Here is a 17,410-nt window from a genome sequence, read left to right as displayed (position 1 = left end):
CCCGGGTGGGCGTCAGGTGACCGGGGCGTCCGCGCGCTCTATTCGCTGGGTGCCGGTGCGGGTGCGGTAGGAGCGGGTCCAGCTGCTGGTCGCGTCCTTGCGGGTGCGGTCGGAGAGGACGTAGTAGTCCATCTGGGTCTGCTCGGGCGTGATGTCCAGGACTCCGTAGCCGTGCGAGTCCAGGTCGACCCACTTGACGTGCGGGTTGGCGGTCCTGATCGCGGTGGCGGCCGCCAGCGAGACGGTCTGCGGCGCGACCTTCAGCAGGTCGTCGACGTTGTCCGAGGTCACCGAGGTGACCACGAACTCGGTGGCGACGCTGCCGGACAGCGGGTAGGTGGCGGCCTCGTTCGGGACGTCGCCGGCCCAGGCGGAGTGGATGTCGCCGGTCAGGAAGACGGTGTTGGTGATGCCGTTCGCCTTGAGGTGGCCGAGCAGTTCACGGCGGTCGTGGGTGTAGCCGTCCCACTGGTCGGGGTTGACCGCCACGCCCTCACCGGGCAGGCCGAGCAGCTTGGCCAGCGGGCGCAGCAGGTAGTCGGGCAGGGAGAGGAAGGCGACCGGGGAGATCATCACCTCGTTGCCGATCAGCCGCCAGGTGGTGTCGGAGGCGGACAGCCCGGCCTTCAGCCAGTCCAGCTGGGCGCGGCCGGTGATCGTGCGGTCGGCCGAGTCGACGGCGCCGCTGCCGGTCCTGGCCTGCTGGGAGCGGAACGAGCGCTGGTCCATCAGGTGCAGGTCGGCGAGCCTGCCGTAGCGCAGGCGGCGGTAGGTGGTGCCGGCGATGGACGGCCGTACGGGCATCCACTCGAAGTAGGCCTGCTTGGCGGCGGCCATCCGGTCGGTCCAGTCGCCCTCGGCACCCGGGGTGTGGTTCTCGGCGCCGCCGGACCAGGCGTCGTTGGCGAACTCGTGGTCGTCCCAGATCGCGATGGTCGGGAGCTTCGCGTGCAGGGCCTGGAGGTCCTCGTCGGTCTTGTACTGGCCGTGCCGGGTCCGGTAGTCGGCCAGGGTGAGGATCTCGTGGGTGGGGGCGTGCGGGCGCACGACCGTGCCGCGGGCGCAGAACTCGCCGGTCTTGTACTCGTAGATGTAGTCGCCGAGGAAGAGGAAGGCGTCCAGGTCGCCGCGGGCGGCGAGGTGGCGGTAGGCGGAGAAGTAGCCGGCCTCCCAGTTGGCGCAGGAGGCGACGCCGAAGCGGAGCCGGGCGAGGGCGGCGTCGGTGGCGGGGGTGGTGCGGGTGCGGCCGGTGGGGGAGACGGTGGTGCCGGTACTGGTGGTGGCGGTGAAGCGGTACCAGTACGGGGTGTCCGGGGTCAGGCCGCGGACGTCGGCCTTGACGGTGTGGTCGGCGGCGGCGGTGGCGGTCACCGTGCCGCTCGCGACGATGCGGGTGAAGGCCTGGTCGGCGCCCAGCTCCCAGCGGACCTCGGTGTCGGGGCCGAGTCCCGAGCCGGGGACGGCCTCGGGGCGGGGCGTCACCCTGGTCCAGAGCAGGACGCCGTCGGGGAGGGGGTCGCCGGAGGCGATGCCGTGGAGGAAGCGGGGGGTCGCTTCGGGGGTTCCGGCGGGCTGGGCGGCTTCGGCGGGGGTGGAGAGGGCGAGGGGGAGCGCGGACGCTCCGGCGGCCAGTGCGCCGGCCTTCAGCACCTGGCGGCGGCACGGGCGGGCGGAGGTCATGTCATGGACAAGATCGTTCACGTCCGGCAGGTTACCGGTTAGTAAAGCATAGGTAAATCAGGTGAACTGACGTTCCGTCGCGGAGTGGTCCGGCTCGGTCCCCGAGACGGGCGGACCGGGGAAGCCGGGACGCCGAGTCATGCGAGATCATGGGGGAGTACCCGCCCTCAGCTGCCGAAGGACCCCGACCGTGGCCCAGATCGTCCTCTTCCACTCCGCCCTCGGGCTGCGCCCCGCCGTGCACGCCGCCGCCGACCGGCTGCGCGCCGCCGGGCACACCGTGCACACCCCGGACCTGTACGACGGGCGGACCTTCGACGACATCGAGGCCGGGCTGGCGTACCAGGAGGAGGTCGGCGGCAGCGAGGAGCTGCTGCGCCGGGCGGTGACCGCCGCGGCTCCGCTGTCCGACGGCGGTCTGGTCTACGCGGGCTTCTCGCTCGGCGGCTCGCTCGCCCAGAACCTCGCGCTGGCCGACGAGAAGGCCCGCGGGCTGCTGCTCCTGCACGGCACCTCCGACCTGCGGGAGGACGCGGCCACCGAGATCCCGGTGCAGCTGCACGTCGCCGAGCCGGACCCGTTCGAGACCGAGGACTGGCTGAACGCCTGGTACCTGCGGATGCGGCGGGCCGGTGCCGACGTCGAGGTGCACCGCTACCGGGGCGCCGGGCACCTGTTCACGGACGCCGAGCTGGCCGACTACGACGCCGAGGCGGCGGAGCGGGCCTGGGCGGTCGCGCTGGACTTCCTCGGCGAGCTGGATTCCTGAGCGGGTGGCCGGGGCCGAGGACGTCGTCGGGGGCGAGCCGGGTCTCCGGGGGTAGCGATCGCCGTCGACAGGGTGCCGGGGACGGCGTGGTGGGAGCGCGTCGTCGGCTCCGGGCGGGCGGATATCATCCGGGAATGGTCAACCTTCGCACCCGCACGGTGGTTTTCGATCTCGACGGCACGCTCTGCTTCGACGGGCGGACGATCGACGGCCGGATCCTGGCGGCGATCGGGGAGTGCGAGCGGGCCGGGTACCAGGTGGTCTTCGCGTCGGCCCGGCCGGTGCGGGACATGCTGCCGGTGCTCGACGGCGCCTTCCCGTCCGCGATGCTGATCGGGGGGAACGGGAGCCTGGTGTCGGTCGACGGGCAGGTGCGGGCCCGGGCCGTGTTCGAACCGGCGACGCTGGGCGGGCTGATGGCGGCGGTCGCGCGGTACGAGGCGGGCTACCTCGCGGACGGCCCCTGGGACTACGCGTACACGGGGCCGGTGGACCACCCGATCCGGAGCCGCGTCGACCAGGGCGGCCTGGCGAGCCGGGTGGAGCTGGTCGAGCTTCCCGAGGTGGTGAAGTTCCTGGTCGTCGAGGCGTCGGACATGGTGGAACTCGCCGAGGCCGGCCGGGGGCTCGGGCTGATGGTCAACCACCACCTCGACGAGGCGATCATCGACTTCGCGCCCGGTTCGACGACGAAGTGGGAGGCCCTGACGTCGATGGACATCGGCGCGTACACGGCGTTCGGCAACGACATCAACGACTTCGACCTGCTGCGGAACGCGGAGCGGGCGGTGCGCGTCGGCACGCATCCCGGGCTGGACGACGTCGCCCAGGTCACCGTCGCGGCCGAGCCGGAGGCGGTAGCGGCTGAGATATCCCTGCTGGCGCGGACGGTCCAGGCCCGGTAGCACGCCGGCGCCGGTGGTAGGCCCAGGCCAGGGCCAGGACGATCGGCCCCCACAGCATCGCCGGCGTGATGCACACCCGGGCCAGCGCCGTCCACCACCCGTTGGCGAACCCCACCTCGGGCAGGACACCCGCCCAGGCGAGCGGGTACAGGTCGAACAATGCGACCAGGGCCAGGCCGCCCACGGCCGCCGGGACCACCGCCGCCAGCGGCACCACCCGCCGGCCGCCGACGAACGGCATCCAGCGCGGCACCACCTCGCCCCACCTGCTCGCCAGGCCGGTGGTGAGCAGGGCCAGCGCCTCGGTGAGCACGCTGAGCCCGACGACGTAGAACGGACTCCACCAGGGGACGGCCGCCGGGGCCGCGGGGTCGAGCATGCCCATCCGGAAGTCGACGGCGAACGGCAGCCGCCACAGGCAGTGCGGCAGCACGACGAACGGCAGGGCCTTGGCGAGCCGGAGGGCCCAGGCGGGGACGGGGCGCTCGGTGTCGCCGAGCGGGAGGGCGGGGCGTCTGATCGGCATGTTTCCACGATCGCCGGACCTGGGACGGGGGTGCGTCGACCGTGCGGACGATCACGATCCCCCGCGAGAGCCAGTCCTCCGTCCTCCCGCCTTCCGTGCCGGCCTTGAGCTCAAGGGGAGTTGAGGTTTTACGGTGGCCGCGTTCCAGTGATCGATCGAAGGGGGTGCGGGGACGTGCCGCTTGCCCCGATGTGGTGCTCTTCGCCGACGGCCGCCTCGTCTTCCGGGGCACGCCGGAGGACCTGGCCGCGGCGGGCGTCCCCGAGTACCCGGGCGACAGCCCGCTGGTGACCGGCACTCTGCTGTACGCAGTCGCGGGACCGTGACGGTACCGGGCACGTCCCGCGCCCCGCGCCCCCGCGAGGCGGGGGCGCGGAGCGTTCTGCCGAGGACCGTCAGTCGTGGCTGCCCAGGGTGTCGTGCGAGACCTGCCAGAGCAGGGCGGCCGCCTCGGGGTCGAGGGCGTATTCGGAGACGCCGTTGCGTGCGCTGAGCTCGCCGCGGACGGCTTCGTTGCAGTCCTCGAAGTAGCGGCCGCTGACGCCCTCCAGCAGCGGTGAGGCCGCGAGCAGGACGGAGGTCGCCGCGCCCTGCTCGGTGCTCTTCCACAGCAGTTCCGCGCCGTCGGCGGCCTGGGCCCGCAGCCGGTCGAGCTCCTCCTCGGAGACGTAGCGCTGGAGGGCGGTACGGATGCCGCCGGGCATCAGGGCGTTGACGGTGATGCCGACCGCGGCCCAGCGCTTGGCGGCCTCGACCGCGAACAGGACGTTGGCGGTCTTGGACTGGCCGTAGGCGGACCAGGGCTCGTAGGCGCGCTCGCGGAAGTGGATGTCCTCGAAGACGACCGGGGAGCGGTGGTGGGCGCTGGAGCTGACGGCCACCACGCGGGCGCCGCCGTCCCGGGCCAGGGCCGCGTGCAGGCCGGTGGCCAGCGCGAAGTGCCCGAGGTGGTTGGTGGCGAACTGGAGCTCCCAGCCCTCCGGCGTGCGGAGCTCGGGCGAGGCCATCACGCCGGCGTTGTTGACCAGGATGTGCAGCGGCCCGTCCCATCCGGCGACGAACGCGGCGACGGAGGCCTGGTCGGCGAGGTCCAGCGGCGCGACCCGGACGTCCTTGTTGCCGGTGGTCGCGGTGATGTCCTCGGCGGTGCGGGCCCCGGCGTCGAGGTTCCGGACCGCGAGGGTGACCTGGGCGCCCGCCGAGGCGAGGGCACGTGCGGTCTCGACGCCGATGCCGGAGGCTCCGCCGGTGACGACGGCGCGGCGGCCGGTCAGGTCGATGCCGGAGACGACCTCGGCGGCGGTGGACTCGGCGCCGAAGGAGGTGGTGAGGCGCGGGGTGGTGGCGTTCATGATCATTCCCGTCTGGCTGGGTGACCGGAGCTGGGGTGCGCGGGAGGGTGCGGCCGGTAGAGTGGAAACCGGAGGGCCCTCCGCATGTCCTCAGGTTAAGCGGAGGAACCTCCGCTTGCAACCCGAGGAGGACCAGCCGTGACCACCGCCGACCCCCGGCCGCTGCGCGCCGACGCGCGCCGCAACCGCGACCGACTGATCGAAGTGGCCGCACGGGCCTTCGCCCAGGACGGGCCGGACGCGACGCTCGGGGCGATCGCCAAGGAGGCCGGCGTGGGCATCGGCACCCTCTACCGCCACTTCGCCACCCGCGAGGAACTCGTCGAGGCGGTCTACCGCAGCGAACTCGCCAAGCTGTGCGACTCCGCCACGGAGCTCCAGGACGGCAGGGAACCCGACGCCGCGTTGCGCGCCTGGATGGACGGCTTCGTCCGCTACATGACCACCAAGCGCGGGATGTCCGACGCGCTGCGCGCGCTCATCGCCTCCGGGGGCGACCCCTTCTCGCACAGCCGCGCGATGCTGACCGCCGCGATCACCCAGCTCCTGCGCGCCGGGGCCGAGTCGGGCGTGCTGCGCGCCGACGTCGAGCCGGACGACGTGCTGTTCAGCCTCAGCGGCCTGTCCCTGGCCGCGACGACCCCCGAGCACCACGCCCGGATGGAACGCCTCCTCGACCTCCTGATGGACGGCCTCCGCTACCAGGCCGCCTCCGGGCGGGACGCCCGCTGAGAACGGCGAAGGGCGCCAGCCGTATGGCTGGCGCCCTTCGCCGTGACTCCGGCCGGTATGAGGAGCGGGCGTCCTCGGCCTCCTGCGCGGGTCGATCCGGTTGAGGGTGGCCGATCGGAGGAGCTGGTAGGACGACTTCACCAGTCTCAGACGAACTGGTCCGAATCGTGTGGCGTCTCAGGTGATCTTGTCGCGCGGCATCGGCGCCCGGGCCATGCGCACATTGGGCAGCCTGCCTCGCCAGAGCTCACGCTCACCTGTGGTCCTGAAACCGTACCGCTCGTAGAAGCGGATCGCCTTCTCGTTGTAGTCGGTCACCCACAGGAGCATGCGGGCATCCTGCGCCCACACCAGGAACTCGCCCATCAGCTGGCTGCCGATACCTTGGCCCTGGGCTTCGTTCAGCAGATACATCGGTCCGAGGGTGACCACCTCGTCTCGGCGACCGCAAAGGACCCCGACGATCTCCGCCCCGGAGTGGACGACACGGCAGAACAACAGATCCGGCTGTCGCACAGCCTCCTCGATGAACACCCGCCACTGGGCAATGCCCTCCGCTGTGACCGTGGGACCTCGGTGCTCGCGGATCCACGCCTCGTCGATCCCCGCTCGTTCGTTGGGGTAGGTCTGGAGCCAGGCCCGCAGCTGCATCCGGCCCACGGGGGCGGCATCGTCAGGGTGGGGTACGGCGATCTGATGGACCATAAGTCCATTCTTGACGCCGCACCTGATGGGTCGCGCGTGATTTTTCCCGTGCAGACCTGCACGGGTCCAGAGAGGGAAACATGTCCAAGAGACCACTTCCCTTGAGATCCGGATCTTCTGACCGTCTCAGATGGTCTGGTCGCTGCACGGCAGAGCGGCGGCCACGGACCAGATCATGTGAGACGGGACAGCGAGGGGCTGTTGGGTTGGTGGTTAGAAGACGTTGTCTTTCCGGGTTGATCAGGTCCTGTCCGAACCACGCGGGCCGAAGGCCGCTGAGACGGTCGAGGACAATCCCTCCGGGCCGGCCGCGCAGCAGCCCGTCCGGGCTGTGGTGGCCGGTTCGATCGTGCCGGTGTGGCAGGACGGGTTGAACGCGGCCGTGCTGGCACCGGACTACCAACGGATCGTGAACCTTCTGGCCGACCGCCGGCGATCCGGTGACGAGGCGGCGATGAGTTGTCAGCAGCTCGCCGGCGTGCTGGGTCTGGAGGTGGTTCCGGCGAAGGTCGAAGGGGTGCGGTCGAAGGCGAAGCGCCTGGTGGCTCGGGGCTGGCTGATGGAGGAGAGCCCGGGCCGGTTCAGCATCCCCGACGTGCCAGGCGGCGGCTCATGACCATGGCCATCGACCAGCGGATCATCGCCTCGGAGGTGTCGGTGCGGGCCTCGTAGTCCCGGGCCAGGCGGCGTGAGTGCATCAGCCACGCGAACGTCCGTTCCACCAGCCACCTCTTCGGCAGCACCGTGAACCCCGAGGCATCGTCGCTGCGCCGGCGCTCGCGGTCAGGACGATCGGCCGCGTTCCCGTACACATGAGCGAGGCAATCGCACGAGCGGTGGGCCGAGTTGGACTCCACGGGCACCGACACGGAAGACTGCAGCACCATGGCCTCCTGGTTTCTCGGTCTGGCTTCGACACCCACCGAGTTGCCAAGAGGCCCTGCCTTCATGCATCGACCGCCCCATGGCCGCCCGATCGAGACCGGTCAAGAACTGGTGAAGGTCACCTCGGGGAAGTCCCGGCTGGGACCGTTGAGCAACGGCTCGCAGACTCCCTTGAGTTGGCGTTCAAAGAAGGCACTGACATAGCTGGTGGTGATCGCGATCGACCTGGGAGCGCTCGGGATGGACAGCACACCGCTCTCGTTGATCAGGTAGTCCAGGTCGGTGAAGGTGTAGTGGTCCGCGCCGGCGACGGTGAGCCACCGCTTCCACCCGTTCAGGTCCGGCCAACTGCTGGTCCAGGTCGGCACAATGTCCGGGCTGCTCGGGTCCGCGGCTGCGATCAGCAGGACCGGACGGCCGTCGATGCCGGTCGCGGGAACCGGTGGGGTGATGGGGCCGTCGAGGTCGGCGCCGGCCAGCACCCGTCGGTCCGCGAGCATGGTGGCCAGGGTCGCGTCACCGCCGATGGAGTGGCCGGCCATGCCGATCCTCGCCGGGTCGATGAGGTCGGCATACCGCCATACCGGGTGCGGACCGGTGAGTTCGGTGAGCAAGAAGGACACGTCCTGGGCACGGCCTGCGGCGACCTGCGCCTGGGTGATGGTGCCGGCGTCGTACTCGTCGCACGCCGCGCAGGGCAGGATACCGCCGGGGAACCGGGTGGCCGCCGATTCGTAGGCGTGGTCGACGGTCGCCACCACGAATCCTCGGCTGCCCAGTTCCTCGGCGAGAGCGGTGAGGGTGTAACGGGGCACCGTGAAACCAGGGGACAGCACGACGAGCGGATAACGGCCCCGGGCCGGCACCGCGTTGGCACGGGTCCAGATACGGGTGTCGGCGAGGGTGGTCGGTGCGAGGGGCCCGGACAGACCGGCATAGTTGATCAACGCCGTTGCCTCGGCGGTGCTCATGTACGGAGCGGGCGTGCCGCTGCCGGCGACGGCCGGGTAGTAGAGGTCCACCATCAACTGTCGCGGCCCCGACTGCGGTACCCAGGGATCGGTGCGTCGCGGGTCGACGAGGTGCAGTGTGTCGCGACCGACCGCGTACCGTCCGGTCGGCCTCGGCAACAACAACGCACTCGCCGTCCGGGCTGTCGGCGTACTCAAGGCCGTCAGCGGTGGCGCGGCGGGTGCCGCGACAGCTGAGGCTGACACGCTCAGAGGGATGATCACCGCGGCGGTGGCGAAGCTCACCGCGTATCTGGCTACTCGCCGGGTTGCCTTCATGGCGGCGATTCTTTCCCACTGGCGTGGGGCGCTGTATCCGGGTGAACCCCCGACAAGTCCCTGATTTCGCGCGTCGAACTTCTCTGAGAAGAGCCATGGTTGGAGGGCCCGGAGCGGGCCCCGGAACGGCACTGCCTCCGACTGCGCCGGCCGGAGCCGCAGCGTGACGACGAGCCCGACGAACACTGCAAGCGCTAGGCGGTGTCGGTGGGTGGTAGCGGCGCTGGGCTCCCCGCCTTCCGCAACCTACGAGCTACCAAGAGGCCCTGCCTCTATGCGCCTACCGCTCCGCGGTCACCCGAACGATACCCCCGTTCGATCGACAGACTCCGTGATCGGTACGACAACGGCTTCTAACGTCGGGACGACAGGATTTGAACCCGCGACCCCTTGACCCCCAGTCAAGTGCTCCAAGTAGTGCCGCCAGCCGAGGCCTCAAGGCCTCGGCTCCTTTTGTGCTCAACTGCACTGGAACCTAAGTGGTCGGTTCCGGAGGTCCTTCGGGGGTTGATCAGGCAGCCAGGGCGACGGAGGATTCTTCTTGTCGGTCGGCGGGTGTGTGTCGGTCGAGCCGGGCCAACAGATCGTCCAGGTCGGAGGTGGTGAACCTCCACTGGAACGGCTGTGCCGTGGCGTTGTAGCGGTCTTCGAATGCCCGGAGCCGGTCCCTGACCTGGGTCAGGTCGGTGAAGTCGTTGGGTCGGACGACCTTGCGCTGGACGACGGAGAAGTAGATCTCGATCTGGTTTAACCAGGAGGCGTGCACGGGGGTGTGGACCATGACGGCGTTCGGAAACCTGCTGGCCAGGCGGTCGATAGCCCGCTGGCCGCGGTGGGAGGAACCGTTGTCGACGACCCAGAAGACGCGTTACGCGCTGGCGTAGGGCTCGATGGTCATGACCTGCTCGACCAGGTTGAACACTCGGGCGGCCGCGAGAGACTGCCCGGACACCTACCGCGACCCGCTGATCCACCGAAAGCCGGATGACTTCCATGGACTTGACCACCGACGGGATCGACAGCCTCCTCGCGCGCTACATGCACGGGGACGGCGGCGCCCTGGACGACCTGGTGGCTGCCGGACCGGTGAGCCTTCGCCGACTCCTCGACGTGCTCGCGGGCCGGGCGGAGAAGAGCTGGGACCTGGCGGAGATCGTGAGCCGCGACCGGGACGAGTACCGGCGCCCCGCCTCGCTGCAGATTCTCCTGGCGGAGGCTTTCCCGGATGGGTTGTTCGACGCGCTGGCGGACGACCCCTCGCTCGAATCGCTGCTGGCCCGTGAGACGTTCGCGTATGTCAGGGACCCGCGGACGCTGCCGTTCCTGGAGCGCCAACTGCGGTCCGGTAGCCCGGAGTTCCGCCTCCGAGCGTTGCTCGGTCTGGCCGAGAACGGGTCCGCCGAGCACACGGAGGCCGTCGTCGGGTGCCTGGCGGACCCTGCGATGCGGTCCGAGGCGGTGGAGACGCTGGCCCGGCTGGGCGATGCCCGCGCGGTCGGGCCGTTGCTGCGTGAGCACCTCGCGGACGACTCCGACTTCGCCCGACGCACCGGGATGGCTCTGGACCTGGTCGAGCAGCGAATCGGCGGGCCACCGACGCCCCCGGTCTGGCGCGAGCTCGGGCCGGTGGAGTTCGTAGTGACGCCCAAGATGGGCGTCCCGTGGTGTGTGACAGAGGTCCTGGTGGTGCCCGGACAGACGGTCCGGGCGGGCGAACTCATGGCCGCCATGGAGAACGACGCGCTGAGCAACGACCTGATCGCCGACTGGCCCGGCACGGTGACGGAGGTCCGGATCGCGGTGGACGACGAACTGCCCGAGGAGATCGTCGCCCTTGTCGTGCAGAGTCGCAGGCGGCTAGGGTAAGAGGAGTTGACGACCTGACAGTGCGGCCCGGGAGCCTTCGCCCGCCGCTGTCGGACCCCGCCGCTAAGTGGTCGACTCCGGAGTCACTGGAGTGTCTTCCGCTTGGTCAGAGTTCGGGTCCGGCGAGGTGGAGCTGGCAGGCGCAGTCGAGGGCGTCTTCGGGGGTGCCGATGAAGGTGCCGGCAGGTAGCAGGGAGTCCTCGTAGCGGTCGCTGCTGGCGTAGTAGAGGGCGAAGCCAGCCCCCATCGGCTGGCGGTGCCGCTGTAGCGCAGGCGCATCAGTTTGACCCGTTCGCCGTCGGGCAGTTCGCCTTCCACGTAGGCGAACTGCCCGCGGTGGCGGATGTGCAGATCCGTCAGTTGCGGCCAGGCGGTGCGGGCGTGTTCGGTCAGCCGCTGGGCGAGTGACAGCTGGGTGTACTCCGGCATCGTGGGCATGGCCGCCATCCTGCCGGATCGCCCCGGCAGCGGATGCGGCAGGCTGCGACCCGTCTGATCCACTTCTCCCGATCGGCCCGCCTGCCATGCCCGTTGCCCCGGCCCGCCCGATATTCCCGACCGCTGCCGAGCGCGAGCGGTTGAAGAAGATGGCCTACGGCCACAAGACCGAGTACCGGCTGCGGATGCGCGCGCAGGTCGTCCTGCGCGCGGCGCGGGGGCGCTCCAACGCGCGGATCGCCCGCGAGACGGGCCTGCACCTGGACACGGTCCGTGCCTGGCGCGGCCGATTCGCCGACGGCGGGCTGCCGGCCCTGGCCGACCGCAGGCGCTCCGGGCGCCCCGCCCGCTTCACGCCCGTGCAGGTCGCCGAGGCCAAGGCGCTGGCCTGCCAGTTACCCGCCGAGAGCGGCGTGCCGCTGTCGCGCTGGTCGTGCCCTGAGCTGGCCGCCGAGCTGGCCGCGCGCGGGATCACCGACAGCATCTCCGCGTCCACGGTGCGCCGCTGGCTGCGCGAGGACGCGCTCAAGCCCTGGCAGTACCGGTCCTGGATCTTCATCCGCGACCCCGACTTCCGCGCCAGGGCCCAGCGTGTCCTGGACCTCTACGCCCGCACGTTCGATGGTGTCCCGCTGGGCGAGGGCGAGTACGTGATCTCCAGCGACGAGAAGACCTCCGTCCAGGCCCGCTGCCGCTGCCACCCGACCCTGGCCCCGGGCCGGGCCCGGGCGATGCGCGTCAACCACGAGTACGGCCGTGGCGGCGCGCTGGCCTACCTCGCCGCCTACGACGTCCACCAGGCCAAGGTCCTCGGCCGGTGCGAGCCCAGGACCGGCATCGTCCCGTTCATGAATCTGGTCGAGCAGGTCATGACCATCGAGCCCTACGCCAGCGCGTAACGCGTCTTCTGGGTCGTCGACAACGGTTCCTCCCACCGCGGTCGGCGGGCTATCGACCGCCTGGCCAGCAGGTTTCCGAACGCCGTTATGGTCCACACCCCCGTGCACGCCTCCTGGTTAAACCAGATCGAGATCTACTTCTCCGTCGTCCAGCGCAAGGTCGTCCGACCCAACGACTTCACCGACCTGACCCAGGTCAGGGACCGGCTCCGGGCATTCGAAGACCGCTACAACGCCACGGCACAGCCGTTCCAGTGGAGGTTCACCACCTCCGACCTGGACGATCTGTTGGCCCGGCTCGACCGACACACACCCGCCGACCGACAAGAAGAATCCTCCGTCGCCCTGGCTGCCTGATCAACCCCCGAAGGACCTCCGGAACCGACCACTAAGCTTGATTTTTTAAGCTGCCGCTGCGATCTTGGCGAGGTGGGCTTCGAGCGTGGGTTCGCGTTTGACGGTCTTCCCGACGTCGTAACGGGGCGCCGGCCTGCGATTCTTCGTACCGGGTGGGCGGCCGGGGCCTGGGTGTGTCGGTTGTGGCACGGCTGCCGGGCAGGGCGTCTTCGCGCGGATGTTGCGGAACCCGCGTCGGACCCGGGCGGGCGTGAGCCTGTTCGGCGGTACGGGTTTCTCCCAGGGCCGGCGCAGGTCTTCGGCGAGCGGTCGGGCGAGGCGGAGCTGGGTGTGCGCGACGATGACCAGCCAGGTCCATAAGTCCGCGGTGTCGGGGCGGCGGATCTTCGGGGCGGTCCATCCGAGCGTCTGCTTGATCAGCCTGAAGGTGTGTTCAAGGTCGAATCTGCGCAGGAACGTGCGCCAGATCCGGTCCAGGTGCTCGGTGTCGATGCCGGTGGCGGAGGACCACAGCCACAGCGGCTTCGCGTCCCTCTCGCCGGGCAGGTGCTCGACCTTGAGGCGGACCAACGTGCCGTGAACCAAAGGGATTTCGCCCTCGTGGTCGAGCCACGGCCCGCGCTTTTGCAGGCGCTGGTGCATCCGGTCCCACGCGCGGGCCTCGGCCTTTCCGTAGCGGGTGGTGTCCGTGCTGGTGGCCGTTTCAGGGGTGTGCCAGCTGTCGGGTTTGGCGAAGGTGAAGACGCCGCCGTGTCGGCGCGGGCGTCCGCCCCTGGGGCCGGAGCGGGGCTCGCCGGGGTCGCGGAGCATGACCCGGTCCGAGCGCAGTCGGCCGATCACCTCGACCGGAAGGTCCGCGAGCACGTGGGCCAGGCGGGTCACGTCGTAGCCGGCGTCCATCACGATGAGGATGTCCGGATCGCCCCGGTGCCAGTGGCCTGCCGCGATGATGCGGTTGACCACCTCGCGCAGTTGGGCCGCGGTGACGGCGGTCGCGTCGTCGGCCGGTCCCAGCCGGACCGCGTCCAGCAGCCCGACCCAGGACGTACGCCCGGACTCCAGGGCGGCGACGAAGGAGTACGGCCAGCCGGGGACGAACTGGTCGGCGCTTCTGCCGCGGCCGTAGACGTGGCAGAACAGTCGCTCGTCGCTCGTCGCTGGTCGGGGCGTCGGGGCGGAGCCAGTTGGAGACGTCCACGGCCAGGCCGATGCGCCCGTCCGCGAGCCGTGGCAGCGGCAGGCCGGCCAGGGTACGACGCAGCCGCGCCGGCTCCAGCCAGCCCCGGTCCAGCGCCTGGTACATCGCACCGTGCCCACGCCGGTGCTCAAGGGCGAGCGACAACTCGACCAGCGTCTTCACCGGCCCGTCCGCGCACAGCACCGCGTCCGTCAGCTCGAAGAGCGCGTCGGCACGGGTGTACAGACAGTCGTAGAACTCAACCCGAAAGCGGGACAACACGCCCAATGCCTCGCCTACGGGCGGGTCGAGAGGGAGACTCATACACAGCGGCCGTTCTCTCGTGCTTCGTGACTCGACATCTCGAAGCGTGGAGAACGGCCGCCTCCGTTGTCTCGGGAAGAAGCGCAGATCAGCAGGTCGAGTGACCGGCGAGGTAAAACGCCAAGCTTAGGCGTGGTGGTCGAATTCGCCGGCCTTGGCTGCTTGGAGGAAGGCGGCGAAGTTGGCGGGGGCGGTGCGGATGATGAGGTGGCCCTCGTCAGACTCGCGGAGTTCGACCAGTCTGTCGGCCTTGCGGACCTCGACGCAGTTCTCGACGTTGCCGCTGAAGGAAGACTTCTGCCACTCGGTGTCGGTCATGTCGGGCCTTTCATAGGTTCCGTGCGATCTTGCGAATCAAGTCGCGAGATTCGACCTCACTCAGCGCTGCTGCTTCGGTGCGGTCGAAGATGCGCCGGTAGCTGGTTAGCTCGCTGACAGCATCGAGGTACTCGGGGCCCTGGGAGGACTCCTGCTCGACGGTGTCAAGGTCAGGGATCGCGCCGAATGCATAGGTGAGGTTCTCGGCGGCACCGGGAAAGGTCTCGATGTCGAACGGAACGACTCGAATGGTCATCCAGGGAAGCTCGGAGTCTTCGAGCAAAGTGGCGAGTTGATCCTTGAGGACCTGGGTGCCGCCGAACCTCGTCCACAGTACCGATTCGTAGATGAAGGCAGTCAGCGGCTTCGGATTGCGGCGAAGGTCGGCCTTGCGCTGCATTCTGAACGCGATGCGGGCCTCCAGCTCGTGCCGAGGGATCGGAGGGATCACTCGCCCGAAGACTGCTGAGGCGTAGCTGATGGTCTGGCTGGGACCCGGCATGTGGGTGAGGACCCAGATCATGAGCTCGTGAGAGGTCTTCTCCAGCTCCGCGTTTTCGAGGAACCCGTCAGGGAGGGTTCCTCGATACTCCTCCCACCAACCTTTGGAGCGGTCCTGGAGCATGGACTCCAAGGCTTCGATCAGGGGCAGATTCATGCACTTGCAGGCGGCGGCGAAGGAACGGAGCCGCTCTGGACTGACACCGACCTTGGCTGACTCCATCTGGCTGACCTGAGTCCTGTCGATGCCAAGCGCTCTGCTCAGCTTGGTGGTCGACAGTCCGGCGGCCTCGCGCATCTTCCGAAGCTCGGCGCCGATGCGGCGTTGACGGAGCGTCGGATTGAGTCGTGGCGGCATTGGTTCCTTCCTTGCCGATGTGTCCCAAGTCTGCCGCGCTGCTGGGCGCGGGGTCCACTTGAGGATGAACCTATCCGGATTTGGGATCACATGTGATGTCGCTGCTGTATGGTCGATGTCACAGCGATCCGACGGATCGTCAATAGCGCCTGCTGGCACGCGCCGTAGCGCAACCTTCACCATCACGCCTCGGGAGATCTCCCATGCGTCACCTCAACACGCCCTCGCTCGCCATCGCCCGCCAGTCCCTCCGGGACGCGATGTGTCGTTGCGGGTGGCCGCCCTCCGTCATCTTCGACGCCGAACTCGCGCTCGCCGAACTGCTCGTGAACGCCTGGCGGCACGGCGAGACCCCCGCGCCGGTCGTCCTCATCCTCGCCGTCGGTCCCACCCTCCGGGTGTCCGTCAGCGATGAGAGCCCCGGCCTCCCCGAGAAGCAGCAGCCGGCACTCCTCGCCCAGGCCGGCCGGGGCCTCCAGCTCGTCGAAGGCCTCACCCACCGCTGGGGCGTGGACCCCCAGGAACGCGGCAAAATGGTTTGGTTCGAGCTGGACGCCGCCTGATGGCCCTCCCCCTCCCGCGCCGCCGCCCCATGCTGCCGACCGACCCCCGGATCCGGTACTACACCGACGACCACATCCGCACGCTCCTCGCCGAAGTCGACGAGCGCGGCCGCAAGTTCGGCCTCATCTGGCCCTCGGCCACCACCGACCGCACCATTGACGGACGCGTCCTCGTCCGCTTCAACACCGCCCCCGCCTCCACCCTCCTCAACCTCCTCTCCCTCCTCCTCGCCGCCGAACGAGACGCCGACCGGGACGCCGACCGGGACGCCGACCGGTGCGATTCGTGATCGCCGCCGCCTTCGCCGCCCTCCTCGCCCTGGCGATCGCCACGGTCGCCCTGGGCGTCATCACCGCCCTCCGCGCGACCCCGCCTGACGAGGACGTCTGACCCCCAGCCCCCGCCGCCCAGCCGTCGGGGGCTAAGGGACGATGGAGCACGTGGCAAAGCGGAGATACGAGTACGCCCCGGCAGGCACCCTGCCCGGGCTGTTGCAGCGCGGTCGGGGCCTGGGCGCGCTGATGGCGGCGGAGGACCCGACGGCAGCCGCCGACCTGGTCTACGGCTGCATCCGCTGGGACTGGCGCTGGGACACGCAGGTCGACCACCGGGCGCTCTACCTGGCCCGACTGCTCCGGGGCCTGGAGCTGCCGCGCGGGCCGGTGGTCGAGGTGCTGGCGGGAGACGAGGACGCCTGCATGCGGGCCACCGGCGTCCTGGAGCTGCTGGCGCTCGGCGGGTCGGCTGAGGCCCGGGACGCGCTGCGGGACTACGTCCGCGAGGGTGAGCACTGGGTGGACGTCCTGGAGTCGGTCGCGGATGCCTGGCCCGCCGCATGGTGGGACGACCTGGCCGACACCGCCCGGGCGCGGCTGCAGGAAGGGATGGAGGACCCGAGGCCGTGGGCGCTTCCGTGGTCCTCCTGGGGTCTGGCCAGGCAGGCGGCGGAGCGCCCCGCCCAGGAGTGGGACCCGTTGGGGGATGCGGCCAGTCCGGACCTGCTGGAGTTGCTCGCCGACCCGGGCGAGCCGAACGCGCGGAAGGTGGGCGCGCTGAACCTGCTCGCCCGCCGTGAGGCGGAGCCCGGCCTGGTCGGGCTGGTGCCGTCGCTGGGGACGGAGGACGGCCGGTACGCCCTTCCACTGCTGCGCCGGGCGGTCGAGAAGCTCGGGGCCCTCGCCGTGCCCGCCGCCCGCGACTGGGCCGCCTCCGGTACGCCGTGGCTGGCGCAGCTGGGCCACGACGTGCTGGCCCGGCACGGCGAGGAGCAGGACATCCCGGTACTGCTCGCCGAGCTGGAGCAGGACTGGGTGGGCCGCACCTGGTGCGGCCCGATGTACTCCGCCCGCGGCCTGGCCCGGTTCGGCCCCAGGGCGGCCGAGGCCGCGTCGCTGCTGCGCCGGTTCTGGCTGTGGACGCCGCACTCGTACGAGCGTCCCGCGTACCTGGAGGCACTGGCGGCGATCGGGTCGGCGGGGATGGCCGAGGTGTACACCGAGTGCCTCTGGGACTGTGAGGCGGACGCCCGCCTGCTGGCCGTCCGGCACGCCCCCGACCGCCCCCACGTGCGCGAACGCCTTGCCTGTCTGCGCGACGATCCGATGGAGGAACCGGAGGTTCGGCAGGCCGCGCGGGTGCGACTGGAGGGAACCGCGGGAGCTAGAGTAGACGGGTGAACGTGTGAGCGATGGTCCGGACCCCACGAGGTGGTTCGGGCCACATCTGTTTCCAGGCATCCCTGTGACCTGCACGTTCGCCGGCCCAC

General features: G+C 70.2%; 18 protein-coding genes and 4 pseudogenes. 11 read left to right on the top strand and 11 right to left on the bottom strand.

Annotated features, from left to right (window positions below):
• Nucleotides 1-12 precede the first annotated feature (12 nt).
• Nucleotides 13-1,680, bottom strand: coding sequence for an alkaline phosphatase D family protein (locus P3T27_RS04640; RefSeq protein WP_280674816.1), 1,668 nt, complete (start codon nucleotides 1,678-1,680; stop codon nucleotides 13-15).
• Between the two features lie 139 nt (nucleotides 1,681-1,819).
• Here P3T27_RS04640 and P3T27_RS04635 point away from each other — a divergent pair, with 139 nt between their 5' ends.
• A complete protein-coding gene (locus P3T27_RS04635) occupies nucleotides 1,820-2,449 on the top strand; it encodes a dienelactone hydrolase family protein (protein WP_280674421.1) in 630 nt (209 codons plus the stop codon).
• A 134-nt stretch (nucleotides 2,450-2,583) separates the two neighbouring features.
• Nucleotides 2,584-3,354: an HAD family hydrolase gene (locus tag P3T27_RS04630; protein ID WP_280674419.1), complete on the top strand. Its 771-nt coding sequence runs from the start codon at nucleotides 2,584-2,586 to the stop codon at nucleotides 3,352-3,354.
• On the opposite strand, the gene P3T27_RS04625 is transcribed toward P3T27_RS04630, so the two are convergent.
• Nucleotides 3,281-3,880 (bottom strand): hypothetical protein, encoded by a 600-nt coding sequence (locus tag P3T27_RS04625; RefSeq protein WP_280674417.1) that lies wholly within the window; start codon nucleotides 3,878-3,880, stop codon nucleotides 3,281-3,283. The genes P3T27_RS04630 and P3T27_RS04625 overlap by 74 nt on opposite strands.
• 194 nt (nucleotides 3,881-4,074) lie before the next feature.
• Here P3T27_RS04625 and P3T27_RS04620 point away from each other — a divergent pair, with 194 nt between their 5' ends.
• Entirely contained in the window at nucleotides 4,075-4,206 is a 132-nt protein-coding gene (locus P3T27_RS04620) for a hypothetical protein (protein WP_280674836.1), read from the top strand.
• 69 nt (nucleotides 4,207-4,275) lie between these two features.
• Here P3T27_RS04620 and P3T27_RS04615 read toward each other — a convergent pair whose 3' ends face one another.
• The gene (locus P3T27_RS04615; RefSeq protein WP_280674415.1) at nucleotides 4,276-5,232 is read right to left on the bottom strand and encodes an SDR family NAD(P)-dependent oxidoreductase; all 957 of its coding nucleotides are present in this window, start codon (nucleotides 5,230-5,232) and stop codon (nucleotides 4,276-4,278) included.
• A 138-nt stretch (nucleotides 5,233-5,370) separates the two neighbouring features.
• Here P3T27_RS04615 and P3T27_RS04610 point away from each other — a divergent pair, with 138 nt between their 5' ends.
• Nucleotides 5,371-5,964 carry a TetR/AcrR family transcriptional regulator gene (locus P3T27_RS04610; protein WP_280674413.1) on the top strand — a complete coding sequence of 198 codons (594 nt, stop codon included), beginning with the start codon at nucleotides 5,371-5,373 and terminating at the stop codon, nucleotides 5,962-5,964.
• 177 nt (nucleotides 5,965-6,141) lie between these two features.
• Here P3T27_RS04610 and P3T27_RS04605 read toward each other — a convergent pair whose 3' ends face one another.
• Entirely contained in the window at nucleotides 6,142-6,669 is a 528-nt protein-coding gene (locus tag P3T27_RS04605) for a GNAT family N-acetyltransferase (RefSeq protein ID WP_280674411.1), read from the bottom strand.
• 223 nt (nucleotides 6,670-6,892) lie between these two features.
• Between P3T27_RS04605 and P3T27_RS04600 the strand changes: the two genes are divergently transcribed.
• Entirely contained in the window at nucleotides 6,893-7,285 is a 393-nt protein-coding gene (locus P3T27_RS04600) for a hypothetical protein (RefSeq protein ID WP_280674410.1), read from the top strand.
• Here P3T27_RS04600 and P3T27_RS04595 read toward each other — a convergent pair.
• From P3T27_RS04595 to P3T27_RS04585, 3 genes and pseudogenes are all read right to left on the bottom strand, one after another.
• Nucleotides 7,251-7,439, bottom strand: a pseudogene (locus tag P3T27_RS04595) (transposase); the annotation flags it as partial. The gene P3T27_RS04600 and the pseudogene P3T27_RS04595 overlap by 35 nt on opposite strands.
• 216 nt (nucleotides 7,440-7,655) lie before the next feature.
• Nucleotides 7,656-8,843 carry an alpha/beta hydrolase gene (locus P3T27_RS04590; RefSeq protein ID WP_280674814.1) on the bottom strand — a complete coding sequence of 396 codons (1,188 nt, stop codon included), beginning with the start codon at nucleotides 8,841-8,843 and terminating at the stop codon, nucleotides 7,656-7,658.
• Between the two features lie 511 nt (nucleotides 8,844-9,354).
• Nucleotides 9,355-9,690, bottom strand: a pseudogene (locus P3T27_RS04585) (IS630 family transposase); the annotation flags it as partial.
• Between the two features lie 146 nt (nucleotides 9,691-9,836).
• Here P3T27_RS04585 and P3T27_RS04580 point away from each other — a divergent pair.
• The gene (locus P3T27_RS04580) at nucleotides 9,837-10,709 is read left to right on the top strand and encodes a HEAT repeat domain-containing protein (RefSeq protein ID WP_280674409.1); all 873 of its coding nucleotides are present in this window, start codon (nucleotides 9,837-9,839) and stop codon (nucleotides 10,707-10,709) included.
• Between the two features lie 106 nt (nucleotides 10,710-10,815).
• On the opposite strand, the gene P3T27_RS04575 is transcribed toward P3T27_RS04580, so the two are convergent.
• Entirely contained in the window at nucleotides 10,816-10,956 is a 141-nt protein-coding gene (locus tag P3T27_RS04575; RefSeq protein ID WP_280674408.1) for a hypothetical protein, read from the bottom strand.
• Between the two features lie 277 nt (nucleotides 10,957-11,233).
• Here P3T27_RS04575 and P3T27_RS04570 point away from each other — a divergent pair, with 277 nt between their 5' ends.
• Both P3T27_RS04570 and P3T27_RS04565 read left to right on the top strand, forming a co-directional pair.
• Nucleotides 11,234-12,046 carry an IS630 family transposase gene (locus P3T27_RS04570; RefSeq protein WP_280674407.1) on the top strand — a complete coding sequence of 271 codons (813 nt, stop codon included), beginning with the start codon at nucleotides 11,234-11,236 and terminating at the stop codon, nucleotides 12,044-12,046.
• Between the two features lie 21 nt (nucleotides 12,047-12,067).
• Nucleotides 12,068-12,403: pseudogene (locus P3T27_RS04565) on the top strand (IS630 family transposase); the annotation flags it as partial.
• Between the two features lie 45 nt (nucleotides 12,404-12,448).
• Here P3T27_RS04565 and P3T27_RS04560 read toward each other — a convergent pair.
• From P3T27_RS04560 to P3T27_RS04550, 3 genes and pseudogenes are all read right to left on the bottom strand, one after another.
• Nucleotides 12,449-13,904, bottom strand: a pseudogene (locus P3T27_RS04560) (NF041680 family putative transposase).
• Between the two features lie 126 nt (nucleotides 13,905-14,030).
• A complete protein-coding gene (locus tag P3T27_RS04555) occupies nucleotides 14,031-14,222 on the bottom strand; it encodes a DUF397 domain-containing protein (protein WP_280674406.1) in 192 nt (63 codons plus the stop codon).
• A 10-nt stretch (nucleotides 14,223-14,232) separates the two neighbouring features.
• The gene (locus P3T27_RS04550) at nucleotides 14,233-15,081 is read right to left on the bottom strand and encodes a helix-turn-helix transcriptional regulator (protein ID WP_280674405.1); all 849 of its coding nucleotides are present in this window, start codon (nucleotides 15,079-15,081) and stop codon (nucleotides 14,233-14,235) included.
• A gap of 203 nt (nucleotides 15,082-15,284) precedes the next feature.
• Here P3T27_RS04550 and P3T27_RS04545 point away from each other — a divergent pair, with 203 nt between their 5' ends.
• The 3 genes from P3T27_RS04545 to P3T27_RS04535 all read left to right on the top strand — a co-directional run bounded on the left by P3T27_RS04545 (nucleotide 15,285) and on the right by P3T27_RS04535 (nucleotide 17,321).
• Entirely contained in the window at nucleotides 15,285-15,644 is a 360-nt protein-coding gene (locus P3T27_RS04545) for an ATP-binding protein (RefSeq protein WP_280674404.1), read from the top strand.
• Nucleotides 15,644-15,934, top strand: a complete 291-nt coding sequence (locus P3T27_RS04540; protein ID WP_280674403.1) for a hypothetical protein — start codon at nucleotides 15,644-15,646, stop codon at nucleotides 15,932-15,934. Before P3T27_RS04545 ends, P3T27_RS04540 begins: the two co-directional genes overlap by 1 nt.
• 151 nt (nucleotides 15,935-16,085) lie before the next feature.
• The gene (locus P3T27_RS04535) at nucleotides 16,086-17,321 is read left to right on the top strand and encodes a hypothetical protein (protein ID WP_280674402.1); all 1,236 of its coding nucleotides are present in this window, start codon (nucleotides 16,086-16,088) and stop codon (nucleotides 17,319-17,321) included.
• The last annotated feature ends 89 nt before the right edge of the window (nucleotides 17,322-17,410 follow it).

The organism is Kitasatospora sp. MAA19, assembly GCF_029894125.1.
Taxonomy (GTDB): Bacteria; Actinomycetota; Actinomycetes; order Streptomycetales; family Streptomycetaceae; genus Kitasatospora.
This window is presented reverse-complemented; position numbering and strand designations above follow the sequence as displayed.

Coding starts and splice junctions, on each gene's coding strand:
- P3T27_RS04605 (WP_280674411.1), bottom strand. CDS start 6,669: ATGGTCCATCAGATCGCCGTACCCCACCCTGACGATGCCGCCCCCGTG.
- P3T27_RS04550 (WP_280674405.1), bottom strand. CDS start 15,081: ATGCCGCCACGACTCAATCCGACGCTCCGTCAACGCCGCATCGGCGCC.
- P3T27_RS04570 (WP_280674407.1), top strand. CDS start 11,234: ATGCCCGTTGCCCCGGCCCGCCCGATATTCCCGACCGCTGCCGAGCGC.
- P3T27_RS04590 (WP_280674814.1), bottom strand. CDS start 8,843: ATGAAGGCAACCCGGCGAGTAGCCAGATACGCGGTGAGCTTCGCCACC.
- P3T27_RS04630 (WP_280674419.1), top strand. CDS start 2,584: ATGGTCAACCTTCGCACCCGCACGGTGGTTTTCGATCTCGACGGCACG.
- P3T27_RS04615 (WP_280674415.1), bottom strand. CDS start 5,232: ATGAACGCCACCACCCCGCGCCTCACCACCTCCTTCGGCGCCGAGTCC.
- P3T27_RS04545 (WP_280674404.1), top strand. CDS start 15,285: ATGCGTCACCTCAACACGCCCTCGCTCGCCATCGCCCGCCAGTCCCTC.
- P3T27_RS04640 (WP_280674816.1), bottom strand. CDS start 1,680: ATGACCTCCGCCCGCCCGTGCCGCCGCCAGGTGCTGAAGGCCGGCGCA.
- P3T27_RS04540 (WP_280674403.1), top strand. CDS start 15,644: ATGGCCCTCCCCCTCCCGCGCCGCCGCCCCATGCTGCCGACCGACCCC.
- P3T27_RS04580 (WP_280674409.1), top strand. CDS start 9,837: ATGGACTTGACCACCGACGGGATCGACAGCCTCCTCGCGCGCTACATG.
- P3T27_RS04555 (WP_280674406.1), bottom strand. CDS start 14,222: ATGACCGACACCGAGTGGCAGAAGTCTTCCTTCAGCGGCAACGTCGAG.
- P3T27_RS04575 (WP_280674408.1), bottom strand. CDS start 10,956: ATGGGGGCTGGCTTCGCCCTCTACTACGCCAGCAGCGACCGCTACGAG.
- P3T27_RS04625 (WP_280674417.1), bottom strand. CDS start 3,880: ATGCCGATCAGACGCCCCGCCCTCCCGCTCGGCGACACCGAGCGCCCC.
- P3T27_RS04635 (WP_280674421.1), top strand. CDS start 1,820: ATGCGAGATCATGGGGGAGTACCCGCCCTCAGCTGCCGAAGGACCCCG.